Source organism: Citrobacter sp. C6_1 (genome assembly GCF_014596835.2).
GTDB classification, from domain to species: Bacteria; Pseudomonadota; Gammaproteobacteria; order Enterobacterales; family Enterobacteriaceae; genus Citrobacter; species Citrobacter pasteurii.
Genome location: NZ_CP115031.1, coordinates 808,414 through 825,016, shown reverse-complemented (window position 1 = coordinate 825,016; position 16,603 = coordinate 808,414). Strand labels below are relative to the sequence as shown.

Annotated in this window: 13 protein-coding genes, 1 tRNA gene and 2 pseudogenes; 4 read left to right on the top strand and 12 right to left on the bottom strand. The window is 51.6% G+C overall.

Annotated elements, in window-relative coordinates:
- Nucleotides 1–56: 56 nt before the first annotated feature.
- Genes pgaD through pgaA form a run of 4 tightly spaced genes read right to left on the bottom strand, consistent with a single transcriptional unit; the run spans nt 57 to nt 6,384 of the window.
- Nucleotides 57–563 (bottom strand): poly-beta-1,6-N-acetyl-D-glucosamine biosynthesis protein PgaD, encoded by a 507-nt coding sequence (pgaD, locus tag IB196_RS04105; protein WP_005123367.1) that lies wholly within the window; start codon nt 561–563, stop codon nt 57–59.
- A complete protein-coding gene (gene pgaC, locus IB196_RS04100; RefSeq protein ID WP_040232145.1) occupies nt 560–1,894 on the bottom strand; it encodes a poly-beta-1,6-N-acetyl-D-glucosamine synthase in 1,335 nt (444 codons plus the stop codon). The genes pgaD and pgaC overlap by 4 nt, the downstream gene beginning before the upstream one ends.
- Nucleotides 1,891–3,912 carry a poly-beta-1,6-N-acetyl-D-glucosamine N-deacetylase PgaB gene (gene pgaB, locus IB196_RS04095; RefSeq protein WP_040232143.1) on the bottom strand — a complete coding sequence of 674 codons (2,022 nt, stop codon included), beginning with the start codon at nt 3,910–3,912 and terminating at the stop codon, nt 1,891–1,893. Before pgaB ends, pgaC begins: the two co-directional genes overlap by 4 nt.
- A gap of 9 nt (nt 3,913–3,921) precedes the next feature.
- On the bottom strand, nt 3,922–6,384 hold the full coding sequence (gene pgaA / locus IB196_RS04090; RefSeq protein WP_188231916.1) for a poly-beta-1,6 N-acetyl-D-glucosamine export porin PgaA: 2,463 nt from the start codon (nt 6,382–6,384) through the stop codon (nt 3,922–3,924).
- An 890-nt stretch (nt 6,385–7,274) separates the two neighbouring features.
- Between pgaA and IB196_RS04085 the strand changes: the two genes are divergently transcribed.
- On the top strand, nt 7,275–7,811 hold the full coding sequence (locus IB196_RS04085; protein WP_005123363.1) for a GNAT family N-acetyltransferase: 537 nt from the start codon (nt 7,275–7,277) through the stop codon (nt 7,809–7,811).
- A 441-nt stretch (nt 7,812–8,252) separates the two neighbouring features.
- Nucleotides 8,253–8,396, top strand: a complete 144-nt coding sequence (locus IB196_RS04080) for a hypothetical protein (protein ID WP_338079054.1) — start codon at nt 8,253–8,255, stop codon at nt 8,394–8,396.
- A gap of 17 nt (nt 8,397–8,413) precedes the next feature.
- On the opposite strand, the gene IB196_RS04075 is transcribed toward IB196_RS04080, so the two are convergent.
- The 4 genes and pseudogenes from IB196_RS04075 to IB196_RS04060 form a co-directional block, all read right to left on the bottom strand.
- A complete protein-coding gene (locus IB196_RS04075; protein WP_082031738.1) occupies nt 8,414–8,809 on the bottom strand; it encodes a superinfection immunity protein in 396 nt (131 codons plus the stop codon).
- 447 nt (nt 8,810–9,256) lie between these two features.
- Nucleotides 9,257–9,330 (bottom strand) — tRNA-Gly (locus IB196_RS04070).
- An 80-nt stretch (nt 9,331–9,410) separates the two neighbouring features.
- Nucleotides 9,411–10,133: an amidase activator ActS gene (actS, locus tag IB196_RS04065; RefSeq protein ID WP_149692346.1), complete on the bottom strand. Its 723-nt coding sequence runs from the start codon at nt 10,131–10,133 to the stop codon at nt 9,411–9,413.
- A gap of 89 nt (nt 10,134–10,222) precedes the next feature.
- A pseudogene (locus IB196_RS04060) lies at nt 10,223–10,441 on the bottom strand (LysR family transcriptional regulator); the annotation flags it as partial.
- A gap of 42 nt (nt 10,442–10,483) precedes the next feature.
- Between IB196_RS04060 and IB196_RS04055 the strand changes: the two are divergent.
- Nucleotides 10,484–10,710, top strand: a pseudogene (locus tag IB196_RS04055) (DUF554 family protein); the annotation flags it as partial.
- 53 nt (nt 10,711–10,763) lie between these two features.
- Nucleotides 10,764–11,312: an isopentenyl-diphosphate Delta-isomerase gene (gene idi / locus IB196_RS04050; protein WP_005123358.1), complete on the top strand. Its 549-nt coding sequence runs from the start codon at nt 10,764–10,766 to the stop codon at nt 11,310–11,312.
- Nucleotides 11,313–11,412: 100 nt separating this feature from the next.
- Here the strand turns inward: idi and lysS are convergent, their stop codons facing one another.
- The 4 genes from lysS to dsbC all read right to left on the bottom strand — a co-directional run bounded on the left by lysS (nt 11,413) and on the right by dsbC (nt 16,582).
- The gene (gene lysS / locus IB196_RS04045) at nt 11,413–12,930 is read right to left on the bottom strand and encodes a lysine--tRNA ligase (RefSeq protein ID WP_005123357.1); all 1,518 of its coding nucleotides are present in this window, start codon (nt 12,928–12,930) and stop codon (nt 11,413–11,415) included.
- A gap of 9 nt (nt 12,931–12,939) precedes the next feature.
- A protein-coding gene (gene prfB, locus IB196_RS04040; protein ID WP_096878465.1) for a peptide chain release factor 2 occupies nt 12,940–14,038 on the bottom strand; the annotation gives its coding sequence in 2 pieces (ribosomal slippage) (nt 12,940–13,962 and nt 13,964–14,038; 1,098 coding nt in all).
- Nucleotides 14,039–14,129: 91 nt separating this feature from the next.
- Nucleotides 14,130–15,863 carry a single-stranded-DNA-specific exonuclease RecJ gene (gene recJ, locus IB196_RS04035; protein WP_005123356.1) on the bottom strand — a complete coding sequence of 578 codons (1,734 nt, stop codon included), beginning with the start codon at nt 15,861–15,863 and terminating at the stop codon, nt 14,130–14,132.
- 5 nt (nt 15,864–15,868) lie between these two features.
- Nucleotides 15,869–16,582, bottom strand: a complete 714-nt coding sequence (gene dsbC, locus IB196_RS04030) for a bifunctional protein-disulfide isomerase/oxidoreductase DsbC (RefSeq protein ID WP_005123355.1) — start codon at nt 16,580–16,582, stop codon at nt 15,869–15,871.
- Nucleotides 16,583–16,603: the final 21 nt, after the last annotated feature.

Below are 16,603 nucleotides of genomic sequence, written 5' to 3'. Positions count from 1 at the left end.
CTGGGTCTAATCATAGACCGATGCGAGGCTGAAGGAAGCCGCTGAAAGCAGAAATATCACTCAGACCGTCTCTGCCACGACGGCTGCTGCTCTGGTGGCAAATACTCCAGCATCGCAGGCGTCGGTGGCGGCAGACGGTTATCGGCGATATCCCTGTCCACATCGATATGACTGATCTCACCACTTTCATGATGGTGAACCGTCAGCACCCTCGCCTTGTTCAGCTCTGTCACCAGCTCGCGGGTAATGCGTAAACTTTCCGCCAGCTCATGATCTTCCAGACCCGGTCTGCGACTGCGGCGTTCCACCCGGAAACGAAACTGGTTGTACTTAGCCCAACCAATAAGCACCAGACCATTGACCAGGGCAATAAGAATGTAAAACGTCACCGTATCCAGGGTCGTGAAAAAGGGGCGAACCCCCATATGCGGTGAATGCGCCAGTGCGACGATCAACCCTTTATAAATCAGGTATAAGAACCCAATCCAGGCAACAAGCGTCAACACGACGTCGATCACCCGCGGCAGCAGACGCCGTTCGGTAAAAATCAGCGGTTGGTTCATGATTCAATCCTCCCGATACCACGATCAGGACTGACCCAGCGTGCCCTGCCGCGTTTGCGTTTGAGCATCACTTTGGGGAACGCCACCAGCGTGGTGAACAGACTCAGCATCCAGTACACCACCGGGAACCAGATGATCCAGAACAATGAGGCCCCAATCCCTTTTTCATAGCGCCGTTCAATCATCAGGCTCACCGCGAACTGCAACAAGCAGACTACGCCGAGGATAAGCCCAGTGAAGGCTGGCGGGAACAGATGCTGAACATACAGCGTGTCTGGCATCGGGAATAGCAGCCCTAACAGGAACAGCACGATACTAACCGCATACGCAAATGCCCAGGCGGTAGAGAAACAGAACTCAAGGAACAGTGGCCACATACGGCGGAATTCCCACGACCACAGGCGGCGCATGTTAACGATAAACACCTCCGCACCACCTTGTGCCCAGCGCAGGCGCTGTTTCCACAGTCCTTTCAATGTTTCAGGCATCAGGATCCAGCACAGGGCACGCGGCTCAAAGAATACCGACCAGTGGCGCAATTGCAGCTTCCAACTGATGTCGATATCTTCGGTGATCATGTCCGGGCTCCAGTAGCCAACTTCAGCCAACGCCCGGCGACGAAACGCGGCAACAACACCTGAAACGGTAAATATCTGCCCGTAGACTCGCTGAGTTCGCTTGATCAAGCCGATAATCGACGAGAACTCGCCGACCTGTACACGGCCAATTAACGTCGAGCGGGTACGAATACGCGGGTTACCGGTCACCGCACCAACGCGCGGGAACTGGATCAATGGGGCCACAATATAGGCGACAGCATCACGATCCAGTAACGCATCCCCATCGATGCAGACCAGGTAATCACTGCGCGCTGCAGCTGCACCGGTTTTAAGAGCCAAGGCTTTCCCCTGGTTTTCCGCTAAGTGAATCACTCGCAGGCTTGGGTACTCTGTTGCCAGCTGTTCCAGAACATCGTGCGTGTCATCTGTCGAACCATCATTGATGGCAATAACTTCAATATTCTTATATCGCTGAGCCAATGCAGCCTCGATCGTCTCGCGCGCGTTGATCCCTTCGTTAAAACACGGGATCAAAATCGAGACCAGCGGATTTCCCTCCAGAGTTGGCGGCGGCGTTTCATCTCCCCATTTCCAGTGACGCTCACGGTAAAACCAGAAATAGACCCCGCCGCTTATCCACAATGCAGACATGAACAAGGGCCAGAAGAAGACAAAGTTCAACATCACTTCACCCGTGAAGACAACAGCCACGCCAAACGGCAGGCTGAACATCAGGCAAAGTATCAGGAAAGCAATTATGCGATCGGTCATTTTTGCGGGTACCAGTATGAGGAGAACGTCGAACGAATCTCTGACATCTCAGGTTTATCGCTGATGAAATCATCCGGGTAATAGCCGTAGTTGCCTGCGCCGCTTAACTTAAGCTGACGCATCCATTCGGCGAGTTGTTTACCGCTGATTTCGGCCTGTTCCCCGGATTTACGCCAGTCGCGTGCCTGCAGTTCAAACACGGTTTTATCCAGCGCGCCGGGCGTCTGTGCGACAGCATTCACCAGTCGATCAAGCCAGGCATTAGCATCATTGGCCGGAATTTTCTCCATGAATGGCATCGCCATGGGGGCTGTCCAGTCATAGGTATTCAGGAAATCATTCAGGTTTTGCGCAAACCAGGCTTCACTTTCAGGTTCCAGTACCGGCATAGCATAGATATTACGGGCGGTTTGTACCTGCGGACCGCGAATATTGCGTACCGATTGCGTCAACTGCTTAGTGAAGTCGATCAACATCTTACTTTTCAGGCGAGTCCAGCGCTCAAACGCCTGAGGGTTATTACGGATTTGCTCAATGCTTCCCGGAAGTCCTGCGGCACGGTAGGCGGCTAACGCCTCCGGCGACGCATCTTCAAAATCCGTCAGGAAGGCATCGTCATGGAACAAGATGCCTTTGAAGCTGGCGTGCTTCGCCAGGTCTTCGTAGATCTCGGTAATGCGCTGACGCGCTTCACTGCTCCAGGGTGAAAGACGGACATAGTTCTCGCGGTTGATCGCGGTACGTCCGGTTTTCGGATCCCATGCCGTTACACGCGGAATTGAGGCGTCCAGATCGAAAGCCAGCACCGGCATCCAGGCGTACACGGTAACCCCTGCACGGGTTTGTAACTGCCAGGAGATATAGTTAAACAGATCGGCGCGCATCGGCAGCCAGCGGTTAGGGAAATAGACCTCGCGAATATTCCCGTCGCCCTGCGGATCGGCATACGCCTGCAGGAAGACATGAGAGATACGCATGTCATAGACACGCTGAATCAGCTTATCGATGTTTCTCTTTTGCTGGGCGGGGTCTTTGTCATAGACGTAATCCAGATCGACATGCATCACGCGCATCGTCTGCGGCTCACGCACCTGAGCAACCTGACTGGCAAAACGCTTGAGCGATGGGTTATCAGAAATCAGTACACGCGGGATATCATCAAGGAATGCCGCATTCGCCAGCCCTTCATTGAGCGTAAACGCCATCTTATAACCTTGCTCTTTGGCCAGATTTAAGGTTGTACCGCTGGCGGCACCGTAAGGCCAGACCCACGCACGTGGCGATTTCCCCGTTACCGCTTTAATTTTATTGGTGATCAAAGAGATATCGGTATTAATACGGCGATAGTATTGCTCGTCCGTTTCGTAATTGCCGGTTTTCTTATCGTAAAGACGGTTTGCCACAGCAGGTTCTTTACTTCCTTGCGGGTTCGCCTCAGCACCGAAGTGCGAGTTCCAGGTATGCGCGCCGATTTCCACCAACGGCGATTTGCCCATTTCCTCGACCATCTTCCAGGTGGCGAATTTGTCGCGCGCCGTCATCAGGCCACCAAAATCGACTTTTTTGTCCGCAGGGGCATCCACCCAACTTCCAACAGGTGCCCAAAGGGCTGGCCAGTTGTAGGCTTTCAGCAGCGGCCAGACACGGGTATAGAAACTGCTATATCCATCATCAAAGGTGAGCAGCACCGCTTTTTCCGGCAACACGATTTTACCGTCATGAGCATCCAGAATTTGCTGAACGCTGATCGGGTTATAGCCATTATCACGGAGCCAGGCTATTTGATCGCTCAGCGCGCTGGTTCGCACAGAGAGGTAGCGCTGATCGGCTGCATCATCTTCTACATCGTGATAGCCCAGAACCAAAAAACTATTTTTCGGCCACGGGTGATCTGCCGTCAGCGGCGTTCTCTCATCAGGAGGAACATAGCGAGGCGTCGTATTGTGCGCACTGCTGCACGCGGTAATCATCAACCAGCCAGCGATGAGTGCGCTAAGCCATAGGCATCTTTTCAGCATGAACAATCCTTAAAACCTGACATTCAAATCGAAAGCGAGGGAGATATTCCGCTCACGTTTACCGTCGTAGGGGCGTTTATCCCACACCAGCATCACCCCGCCATCTACGACGTTGTTCCATTTAAGCCGTTGACCGTAACCCAACTGGACGATAGCCCCCGCGTCTTCACCTTGTTGCCAGTAGCCGCCCACGCCAGCCACTCCCTGCTGTGTCCACACGGTGTCATAGTGTCGGTAAAGCACCTGCTCCGCGGTTAAGCCAGGTACCACGGAGAAATCACTTTTGGGGTTGTAATACGGCACATTCTCTTTGGTGTTGGTGCTACCGCCGATACCCGGGGTAAAGTCCAGCGTGAAGCGCGGTGTCGTCCACATACGCTCTTTTCCGCTAAGCCCGTATTCGATACGATCGTTACCATCCGAGAAATGTGAGGCTGCAAACGACAATTGATACTCTCGCCGTTCGTTTTGGTACCAGCGGACATACATATCGCCGCCGTTTGCATATACGCCGCTACGCAGCGCACGCAGTGGCGTATTGCGGGAAAGACGCTCTGCTGACCCACCCACACGCCAGTTATCATTGAAGTCATGCCAGGCTGAAAGACGGCCCCCCATTTTCTGCCCGTCGCCATAATTACGGCCAGACAGTTCCATTTCGGCCCAGTAATCACGTGAAGTCCATTCAGCACCAGCCGCCAGATCGCGGCTGATGCCTTTTCCTTCTTCAAACTCGCCGGTGGCAAAGTTGAAACCGGTAAACAGTCGCCAGTTGTCATTAATCGGCGGGCTGTAAATCGCAGTATTGATGTTAAAGTCATTCTTACCGCTGACCGGACTATCGGAGGAAATCCCCTGCGTACCGCTGATACGCAATTCCGACATTTTGTGCACATCACGAATACGCGCCAGACGCAGGGTCGCTTCATCATCCGGGCTACGGACGATGACATCATCGGTCAGCTCGTCGGCCTGCTTCCACTCCTGAAGATCCAGCGCCACATAGGCCTGCTGACGCTCCAGCTCCAGGTTGCTGGGCTCAATCACTTCCGCAAGCTTTAGCTCTTTTTCCGCCGCATGTGGCAATCCACGGGCTTCCAAAACGGAGGCATAAGTTATGCGCAGCCCCTGGTTACCGGACCCCGTTCGTGCCAGATGTTCTGAGAGTTTTTCTGCCTCTGGCAGTTCATTGGCAGCAAGATGATATTGCGTCAGCAGCGTCTGCCCGAGCAGCCAGTTATCGTTAGGCTGTGGCGTTGGCGAGCCATAGATACGGCGCAGGTACGGGCTATCTTTGATCAAGTCATCGACTTGTTTTTTAGCGGCATCAAAGTTTTCATTATCAATATGCGCATAGAACAGATCCTGTTGATCTTCAGGACTGAGCGGCGTCACAGGGATAGGTCCGTTCGGGTAATAGATGCTCGTCAGCATTGCTTCGGTCTTTTCCGGCTGACGTTCGCTGAGCCACGCCGAAGCCACCCAACGTTTGGCATAGTTGGGCACTTCACCGTCCGCTGAAAGGGATTCGTACTCCTGAATCACGTCGGCAGTACGCTTACGCACCAGCAGGGCGCCCATGCGGTCAATTCTCGCCCGACGCACATCGCCCTGGGCTGCGGGATCATCTTTCCAGGCTGCCAGCAACTGGTCATAGCGAGCAAGCGCTTTATCCGCCACGATAAAACGCTCATCTTCATTTCGTGCAGAGGTATAAGAAGCGCGCACCTTTTCGGCTGCAGCATCAAGCGCCAGACGCCGCTTAACGGGATCAGATGTCGGAACCACTTCCGTCAGCCCCAACGCCGGTTCAGCTACACGGTTGGCTGACAGCGCTGACAACAGCGTGGATTTCGCATTTTTGTTACCCGGATCGACTTCATCCGCCTCGCTGGCGACTAACAGCGCATCCCAGTTTTTACCCTGTGAATGATACACATAGGCAAGCAGTGCATCAGATTCAGCCCCCGGATGCGCGCGTGCCCATTTATTCGCTTCAGTCAGGGCCTGCTGATTGTAACGTGCATCCGCCAGCGTCATGATCCAGCCAGTACGCACATCGGCGTTTTCAGGCTCTTCCTGTACAACGCTTTCCCAGAGGGCTAATGATTCATTCCAGCTCTTCTGATTGCGGTACGCACGTGCAGCGGCCACTTTGCCACGTGCGGGCACTTCCATCTGCCCATGATACCTTTGCCAGATATCAATGGTTGCTTTATCGTTGTTATCAACCCAACTGGATACCTGCAGCCAGTCAGCCACCTGATTTGGCGTTAACGCACTTTTCTTTCCCTGCTCCTCAAGGTAGCGCAATAGCGGTGTGCTATTACCACCTCGCGCTTCAATAATCAACGCATCATAATCTGATACTGCTGCAGAGGCTTGCATTGGGAAAAGAACGCTTGCCGTAAATAAACAGGTTACTGACTTGAAGCGTTTAATAAAGTTGGCATGTCGACGCATACTGAACATATCTGCCCTTATATCTTACATCATAGTAAAAATAAGCGTTTTCAATAAGTTATAGTCATTCCCTGACGGTTGCCGACCATGTAAAGTGCACTGCCGCTTATTTCGTAATATGGCTAAAAATCATTTAATTCTTTCGCCTTATTGACTCCCTGTGACTCGTCCACTCGTCGTTGAGAGGCTGGCGAAAGCTCAGGAATTTTATCACTCAGTGTGGGGTCTTGCTATGTTATAAGAAAACTCTTAGGCAAAAAAAGTATTTTAAACCAAATTATCCTAATACTCTTGGGATCGAATACTGGATTTAGATTAAGTTTCCGTGACGAAACCACGTAACGATGATAACTATTATCAGCAAATATAGAAACACCAGGTAACTGTTTGCCTGATAAGCATTTTGAAAATTGACAGGAAAAAACTGATAATTAACAGTAACTGATAACACTATAAATAACATCAGTTAATTTTAAACGGCTAAGTTTCAGGGTTAAATGGGCAACATGACACCAGGCAAAAAGAATTAGATAAAGATATAACAAAATGAAACTAAAGGGCTTTATGAACAGTAAGTTTATCACCTACCAAAAATGGCATTGTGGAATACCTCAATGAACGACCACAGGTAATTGTTAATTCCACTACGCCCTGGTGTATTTATCATTCCGCAAAACTGTACTTATCTATTTGTTAAATTATTGGCGATATCAACGACAATCAATTTTTACCCTTACAAAATACAAGCCTAATGTTATTGAATGATGTCCATTGAACCATAAGCTTTTACGCTTACCCTTTGCGCATTCTTTCAGGTAATCTGGCAAAAGACGCCAATGGGAGCTGGGAGCTGGGAGCTGGGAGCTGGGAGCTGGGAGCTGGGAGCTGGGAGCTGGTCAATGAAAATCGTTAACGCAGAAGAAAAGCACATCCCCGCTATCCATACTATCTACGCACATCATGTTCTTCACGGGACGGCCAGCTTTGAGACTGACCCGCCAGATACTCGCGAAATGCTTGTTCGCCTGACTAAGATCCGCGAGCTGGGGTTGCCGTGGGTTGTGGCCCTGCAGGACGAAAAAGTCATCGGTTACTGTTATCTCACCCGCTACCGTGAACGCTATGCCTATCGTTATACGCTCGAAGACTCGATTTATATTGATCCGACAGCACAACGTCAGGGCGCGGGCAAAGCGCTACTACACCATGTTATTACATGGGCAGAAATACACGGCTACCGACAGATGATTGCCATCGTCGGCGACAGTAATAATCAGGGATCGCTGAAAGTCCACCAACAGGTCGGATTTACGGAGGTCGGCACGCTAAAGAATATTGGCTTCAAGCATGGTCGCTGGCTCGATACCGTATTGCTACAACGTAATCTGGGTGAAGGTAACAGCACACTGCCGCCCGATACTGGCGTGATACTTTGAGGGAAAACGGAGGCCCCCCCCTTAATACTTATTTCAGTCGTTTACCTGCTTTATCTACCAGCTACTCGCCATCTTCCTTTACGAAAGTGCCTTTTTGCGCATTCGGGAGGATTTCCAGCACTGAAGTGGTTTACTGAATTTGGCCACCTGAATAGAGGTGATATGCTAAATCTTCGCATTGCAGCCCACAGCCCCGCAAGAACCAGGGCTACCATGCTCTGAAACGTGGGGTAAGGGCATAGCTCACAGGCTGTTACGCTGGCATACTGCGGGATTATGGAAAAGATATTGAAGACGTATTCCAGACTATCGACTACTGATGACCGTTTACGATTTTGCTATGCAAATCGCAACGCGACTATTGAGACTACTACTTTGAAGAAAATTTTACTTTTTGTGCTGGTCCTGCTGCCGCTGGCGGCTCATGCAGGAAAAATAACCATGAGCAACCCAGACGAACAGGAATTACAGGGAGGGAAGCGTCTTTGCACTTATGAAAACAGCATTTACCTGTTTACGCTGGTGACGCGCTCGCAGTCCTGCCCGTACTCTCGCACGTTCTCCACCTCGGACAGCGAAAAGTAAATGGCACAATGCCCGACTTAGTCAGGCAGTATTACGAGAAAATCCATACCACCTTCAGAGTTTTTGTTCACTTTATCTACAGAAAATCCTTTTTCATCGATAAACTTCAATAAGCCTTCATCAGTATAAAACCCCTGAATTCGTTCTTTGGTCTCAGCACTGACTAAGAAGAATTTCTTGGCTATATTTTGAGTCTCGTTCTCCGCAACTTTTTTAGGTTGAGTATTTGATGAGAGAGACCAAACCAAACAGACTAACCAACCAAGAAAGGTCCAGCCAAGGAAGATATTTAAAGCAAAAATAGGCTTAAAGTTTCTGTGCCATCTTCTGTAAGCAATAACAGATGGGATGAGATAAAGAACCAGCAGTACAGCAAGAAACATAAATCCATTAAGCGAAGAATAATCGTTCATCCAAAAAATCTCGTCAAATTATGTTATCAAGTATTAGCTTACTTAATTTCTCTTAGTTGCAACAGCATCATTTGCTGATGATGTGGCTACAGGCTTTGAGAGGATAGTCGTGAACGTTTCAAGGGTGTGTTACGAATTTCAGGGTGTTAAGAAATGTTGTAACAGATAGATTGGATAGCAGCGTTCATGGTAAACCACTCCGGCGCATCAAATCTCCTGGCAATAATTTAAGGTTTGGTATTGGACATTTTGTTACCCTCAACCATTTGCCAGATCAGACACTATGAAGAAGGTTTAAAAAGAATTTGGGGTACTGCTACCTTTTTTAAGCTGTCCAAAACTTAGGCCGGTGCGGGCGTAGAACAATGGGTAGTTTAAGTTGTACCTGCTAAGGTGGGGTAAACGTTACTAACTGATAAATCATAACTTGTTGATTTATAAGGAAATTGGAGCGGGCGAAGGGAATCGAACCCTCGTATAGAGCTTGGGAAGCTCTCGTTCTACCATTGAACTACGCCCGCGAAGAGGTGCGTGGGTCATTATAGACCTTACGCACCCTCTGACAAGCCCAAACTATGCTAACTGCTGATAAAATAGCCTTTTAGCACTTAGGTTTACTCCCCTGCGGCGGTAAATAACGCAGCGGATCAATCGCCGTTGCACGATAGCGAATCTGGAAATGCAGGCGTACAGATGCCGCATCTGTACTACCCATGGTGGCAATTTTCTGCCCAGCCTTCACGCTCTGCCCGTTGTTCACCAGTAGCGTATCATTATGCGCATAAGCGGTAATGTAATCCTCGCTGTGCTTAATCATGATGAGGTTGCCATAGCCCCGCAACTGGTTGCCGACATATACTACCTTCCCTGCCCCCGCCGCATAAACCGGTGTGCCGCGCGCAGCTGAGATATCAATACCCTTGTTGCCGCCATCCGCCGTTGAATAAGGCAGGATCACTTTTCCGCTGGCTGGCCACAACCAGCAGCGTTGTCCCACCGGCGGCCAGGATGACTGCGGTACGGAGGACGACGGTCTGACTGCCGCTGTTTTTGTGGAAGATTTTGTGGTGGTCTTGCCGGAAGTCGGGCTGGTTTTCGTGCTACCGCTAAGCTTCAGCCTTTGCCCTACTTCGATGGTATAGGGAGGAGATATATTGTTGAGACGGGCGAGATCCCTGACGCTGGTACCGGTAGAGCGCGAAATCGCGTACAGCGTGTCACCACGCTTCACGGTATACGTAGAGCCGGAATTAGATGAACTGGAACATCCTGCAACGATCAGGCTGCCCACCAACATTATCAAGATAGAAAAGCGTTTACTCATCAGACATTCTGCACTAAACACGAACGTTCACCTCCAAACCAGAGGCAATTATCATACCAGCCAGCCGGACGATCCCCAATCGCTTCGGTTCAACCTGGTGTATTAAACGGATATCCCTGCGCAATAATATCCATCAGCGCGGGTAAATCAGGCATGGACGGTAATTTCACTAGCGTCGGATAAAATATTTATGGCGAAGGGAATACATCCACCACGTAGCACTGGCTGAATTTATCCGCGTCGACTTCTGAAGAGGGTAGCAATGCCGCGGCTTCCAGGCCGGACTCCAGCCAGTCGAGGATCACCCCGGCAGTGGATATGCATGATCATCCAGGCGTTCACACCAGAGTTACACGGTGATGACCATTGCTATCCCGCAAATTATTATCCAGGTCGCGCTGGCGATGCTGGCGGTGGTTATTCTGCCGATGATCGCCCCAGACATGATGGCGGATTGCTAATGGTCGCGACCGGATTGCGCATCTGCAACATTAAACTATTTCCGGTCGCCAACATGCTGCCAGGGCTTGTTTTGATAATGCCTTTGTCCCATTTATGGGCTACCCTAGTGGCCTGAGTACATGACCCGGCGGGTTTGTACCGGGTTATTTTTTCTTTTCAGGAGTTGTCATGGCCGGGGAACATGTCGTTTTGCTGGATGAGCAAGATATACCTTCAGGTATACTCGAGAAGTATGCCGCCCACACCCACAATACCCCTCTACATCTCGCGTTTTCCTGTTGGATTTTTAACGACCAGGGCCAGCTGTTAGTTACCCGTCGTTCACTGCACAAAAAAGCCTGGCCAGGTGTCTGGACAAACTCGGTGTGCGGTCATCCACAATCAGGGGAAACAACTGAAGATGCCATTATCCGTCGCGCCCGCTTCGAGTTGGGTGCTGATATTCGCGCACTCACGCCCGTATACGCGGATTTTCGCTATTGCGCAGCAGATCCGAGTGGAATTGTGGAAAATGAAGTTTGTCCGGTATATGCCGCACAGCTAATCAGCACGCTGCAGCCGAATGCGGAGGAAGTGATGGATTATCGGTGGAGCAATCTTGAGGATGTGTTATGCGGGATTGACGCTACACCGTGGGCCTTCAGCCCATGGATGGTAATGCAGGTTTCAGACGATAAGGCGCGAAAATTGTTGCGCGCATTTTCCAGCGGCCATTAATTAATTGCCGGATGACAACGCAAACGCGTTTTATCCGGCCTACGAATAGTCTTCCCCGTAGGCCGGACAAGGCATCAGCCGCCATCCGGCAGTTCACATCTTACTTAACCGGACGCATTGCCGGGAACAGGATCACATCGCGGATGGTGTGGCTGTTGGTGAACAGCATAACCATACGGTCGATACCAATACCCAGGCCCGCAGTCGGCGGCAAACCGTGTTCCAGAGCGGTAACGTAGTCTTCGTCGTAGAACATCGCTTCGTCATCACCCGCATCTTTGGCGTTAACCTGATCCTGGAAACGCTGCGCCTGATCTTCGGCATCGTTCAGCTCGCTGAAGCCGTTACCGATCTCACGTCCACCGATGAAGAATTCGAAGCGATCGGTGATTTCCGGGTTTTCATCATTACGACGCGCCAGCGGAGAAACCTCTGCCGGATACTCGGTAATGAAGGTTGGTTGAATCAGGTGCGCTTCCGCCACTTCTTCAAAGATCTCGGTCACAATACGACCCAGACCCCAGCTCTTCTCAACCTTGATGCCGATAGATTCAGCAATCGCTTTCGCTGAGTCGAAGTTATCCAGATCGGCCATGTTGGTTTCCGGACGGTATTTCTGAATCGCTTCGCGCATGGTCAGTTTTTCAAACGGCTTACCGAAGTCGAAGACTTCTTCACCGTAAGGCACTTCAGTCGTTCCGAGAACGTTCTGCGCCAGAGTACGGAACAACGATTCAGTCAGTTCGATCAGATCTTTGTAGTCCGCATAAGCCATGTAGAGTTCCATCATGGTGAACTCTGGGTTATGGCGAACAGAGATTCCTTCATTACGGAAGTTACGGTTAATTTCAAATACGCGTTCGAAACCGCCAACCACCAGACGCTTGAGGTACAGTTCCGGCGCAATACGCAGGTACATGTCCAGATCCAGCGCGTTATGGTGGGTGATGAACGGACGTGCTGCCGCACCGCCGGGGATCACCTGCATCATCGGGGTTTCAACTTCCATAAAGCCACGGCCCACCATGAACTGACGGATACCCGCCATGATCTGTGAACGCACTTTAAAGGTGTTGCGGGATTCATCGTTAGAGATGAGATCCAGGTAACGCTGGCGATAGCGCGCTTCCTGATCCTGCAGACCATGGAATTTATCCGGCAGCGGACGCAGGGCTTTGGTCAGCAGACGCAGTTCGGTGCAGTGGATAGACAGCTCACCGGTCTTGGTCTTGAACAACTTACCTTTCGCGCCGAGGATATCGCCCAGATCCCATTTTTTGAACTGCTCGTTGTAGACGCCTTCCGGCAGGTCATCGCGAGCAACGTACAGCTGAATACGGCCGCCAACATCCTGCAGCGTAACGAATGATGCTTTACCCATAATACGACGGGTCATCATGCGGCCAGCAACGGATACCTCAATGTTCAGCGCTTCCAGCTCTTCGTTTTCTTTCGCGTCGAAGTCAGCGTGCAGTTGGTCTGAGGTATGATCGCGACGGAAATCGTTCGGGAACGGGATCCCCTGCTCACGCAGGCTCGCCAGCTTCTCACGGCGCGTTTTCAGTTCATTGTTAAGGTCGGCTACCGCGTCAGCGCCCTGTACGTGTTGTTCAGACATGTTGGTTCCTCATAACCCTGCTTTCAAACTTGCTTCGATAAATTGATCCAGGCTGCCATCCAGCACCGCCTGCGTGTTACGGGTTTCAACCCCGGTACGCAGATCTTTGATGCGGGAGTCATCAAGGACATAAGAACGAATCTGGCTACCCCAGCCGATATCTGACTTGGTGTCTTCCATCGCCTGTTTCTCGGCATTCTTCTTCTGCATTTCCAGTTCATAAAGCTTCGCTTTCATCTGCTTCATGGCCTGGTCTTTGTTCTTGTGCTGGGAACGGTCGTTCTGGCACTGCGTCACAATCCCGGTCGGGATGTGGGTAATACGCACCGCAGATTCCGTACGGTTAACGTGCTGACCGCCCGCACCCGAGGCGCGGTAAACGTCAATACGCAGATCCGCTGGGTTGATATCGATATCGATATCATCGTCAACTTCCGGATAGACAAACGCAGAACTGAACGACGTATGGCGACGGCCGCCGGAATCGAACGGGCTCTTACGTACCAGACGATGTACACCAGTTTCCGTGCGCAACCAACCGTAAGCATATTCTCCAGCGATTCTGATGGTCACGGATTTAATACCCGCCACTTCACCTTCAGACTCTTCAATAATTTCCGTCTTAAAGCCGCGCGCTTCAGCCCAACGCAGATACATACGCATCAGCATGCTTGCCCAGTCCTGCGCTTCGGTACCGCCGGAGCCAGCCTGAATATCGAGATAGCAATCCGCGCTGTCATATTCACCGGAGAACATACGACGGAATTCCAGCTGGGCCAGTTTATCTTCCAGCGTATCGAGTTCTGCTACGGCTTCGTTAAAGGTTTCTTCGTCGTCGGCTTCTACAGCCAGTTCCAGCAGGCCGGAGACATCTTCCAGGCCCTGGCTCATCTGATCGAGCGTATCAACGATGGCCTCAAGGGAAGAACGTTCTTTACCCAGCGCCTGAGCGCGTTCGGGTTCGTTCCACACGTCCGGCTGTTCCAGCTCGGCGTTTACTTCTTCCAGACGCTCTTTCTTGGCATCATAGTCAAAGATACCCCCTAAGAACGTCTGAGCGCTCCGTGAGGTCCTGAATGCGGTTATTTACCGGATTAATTTCAAACATGGTCTGATTTCTTTTATTGGACTAGTCAAAATGCGGTGATAAGAGCGGGATTGTACCGGATCCCGGCTCAATTTTATACACACTAAATTCGTCAAACTGGCCAGATATTATCGATAATAATCTGCAGGCTGCGGTTGCCACGAAACTCGTTAATATCCAGTTTGTAGGCAAGCTGAACTTCGCGAACACCGTTATCCGGCCAGCAGGTGGTATCGACATTAAACGCAATTCCGTCCAGCAGTGGGCCGCCGCCAACAGGCTCCACCATCACTTTCAAGTGACGCTCACCGACCAGGCGCTGCTGAAGCAGTCGGAAGTGCCCGTCAAACAGCGGCTCCGGGAACATTTGTCCCCACGGACCGGCATCGCGCAGCATTTGCGCGACCTCCATGGTCATCTCTGCCACACTCAGCGGACCATCAGAGACTACCTCACCCTGTAATAAAGCGGGGTCAAGCCACTCGGTTACCAGTTCGCCAAAACGCTGCTGGAAATGCTCGAACTGCGCTTCTTCCAGCGACAGACCTGCTGCCATCGCATGTCCACCAAACTTAATGATCATGCCGGGATAAAGCGTATCCAGACGCTCCAGCACATCACGCATATGCAGTCCCTGGATCGAACGTCCGGAACCTTTTAAGGTGCCATCCCCCGCAGGAGCAAAGGCGATTACCGGACGATGGAAACGCTCTTTAATACGCGATGCCAGAATGCCGACCACCCCCTGGTGCCATTCGGGATGATACATCGCCAGGCCCCCCGGGAGTGTGTCACTACTGCGCTCCAGTTTTTCACACAGGGCCAGTGCTTCTGCCTGCATCCCCTGTTCAATCTCTTTTCGCGTCTGGTTGAGAGCATCCAGTTCATTGGCCAGCATACGCGCTTCACCAATGTTGTCGCACAGCAGCAGCGCCACGCCGACGGACATATCATCCAGACGACCTGCCGCGTTCAGCCGAGGGCCAAGCGCAAAACCTAAATCACTGGCGGCCAGTTTGAGCGGGTCACGATTGGAAATCTCCAGCAGCGCTTTAATGCCAGGGCGGCACTTTCCAGCACGAATGCGGCTTAAACCTTGCCACGTCAGGATACGGTTATTGGCATCCAGCGGCACCACGTCTGCTACTGTGCCCAAAGCAACCAGATCAAGCAAATCGGCCAGGTTCGGCGGTGCAATGCCGCGTTCATCAAACCAGCCTTTGTCACGCAGGAAGGTGCGCAACGCCAGCATCAGGTAGAAGGCCACACCAACGCCTGCCAGCGATTTCGACGGGAATTCACAGTCGGGCAGGTTAGGGTTGATGATAGCCTCTGCGCCCGGCAGCGTGTCACCGGGCAGGTGGTGATCGGTCACAACGACCGGGATCCCCAACGTTCGGGCATGTTCAACGCCCGCGTGGGACGAGATACCGTTGTCCACAGTAACGATCAGCTGAGCGCCCCGGGCATAGGCCTGATCCACCACTTCCGGGCTTAAACCATAGCCGTCTTCAAAACGATTAGGCACCAGGTAGTCAACGTTGCTGCAGCCCAACGCACGCATCGCCAGGATGCTCAGCGCCGTGCTGGTCGCACCATCGGCATCGAAATCCCCCACCACAATGATGCGGGTTCCTTCGCGAAAGGCGTTATAGAGGATCTCAACCGCTTTTTCGACGCCGTTCAAATGCTGCCACGGCAACATCCCTTTCACGCTACGTTCAAGCTCCTGCGCATTGCGCACGCCACGACCAGCGTACAAACGACGCAACAAGGGAGGCAAATCCGCTGGCAGTTCGGCTGTCTCGTCGGCTTCGCGCCGACGGAGTTGTATCTGTTGTTTCACGCGAATTATTTACCGCTGGTCTGTTTTTCGTGTGCGTCGAGGAATTCTTTCATCTCTTTCGGCCCCTGATAGCCCGGAACAACATAGCCGTTGCTCAGGACAATCGCCGGTGTGCCACTGACGCCAAACTGCACGCCCAGTGCATAATGATTCGCGATATCCACATCACAGGTCGCCGCTTTCACGTCTTTGCCCGCCATTGCATCGTCAAAGGCTTTGTTTTTGTCCTTCGCACACCAGATAGACTTCATGTCCTGCTCCGCCTGGCTTTCCAGCCCTTGTCGAGGGAAGGCCAGATAACGGACGGTGATCCCTAACGCATTGTAGTCTTTCATCTCTTCATGCAGCTTGTGGCAGTAGCCACAGGTGATGTCGGTGAAAACGGTGATGACGTGTTTTTCTTGCGGCGCTTTGTAGACGATCATCTCTTTTTCCAACGCATTCAGATGCTTCATCAGCAGTTGATTAGTGACATTCACCGGACTTGCGCCACTTACGTCATACATCGGCCCCTGAATAATATGCTTGCCGTCTTCAGTCACGTACAGCACACCGCTATTGGTCAGTACGGTTTTCATGCCCGCAACCGGAGCAGGTTGAATTTCGGTGCTCTGCACGCCCAGCTTCGTTAATGACTGGCGAATAGCTGCATCGTCTGCATGCACCATGCCCGAAAACGCTGTAGCCAGCAGGGTGAGCATCATAAAACGTTTCTTCATAACCTATCCTTTACTGTCAGC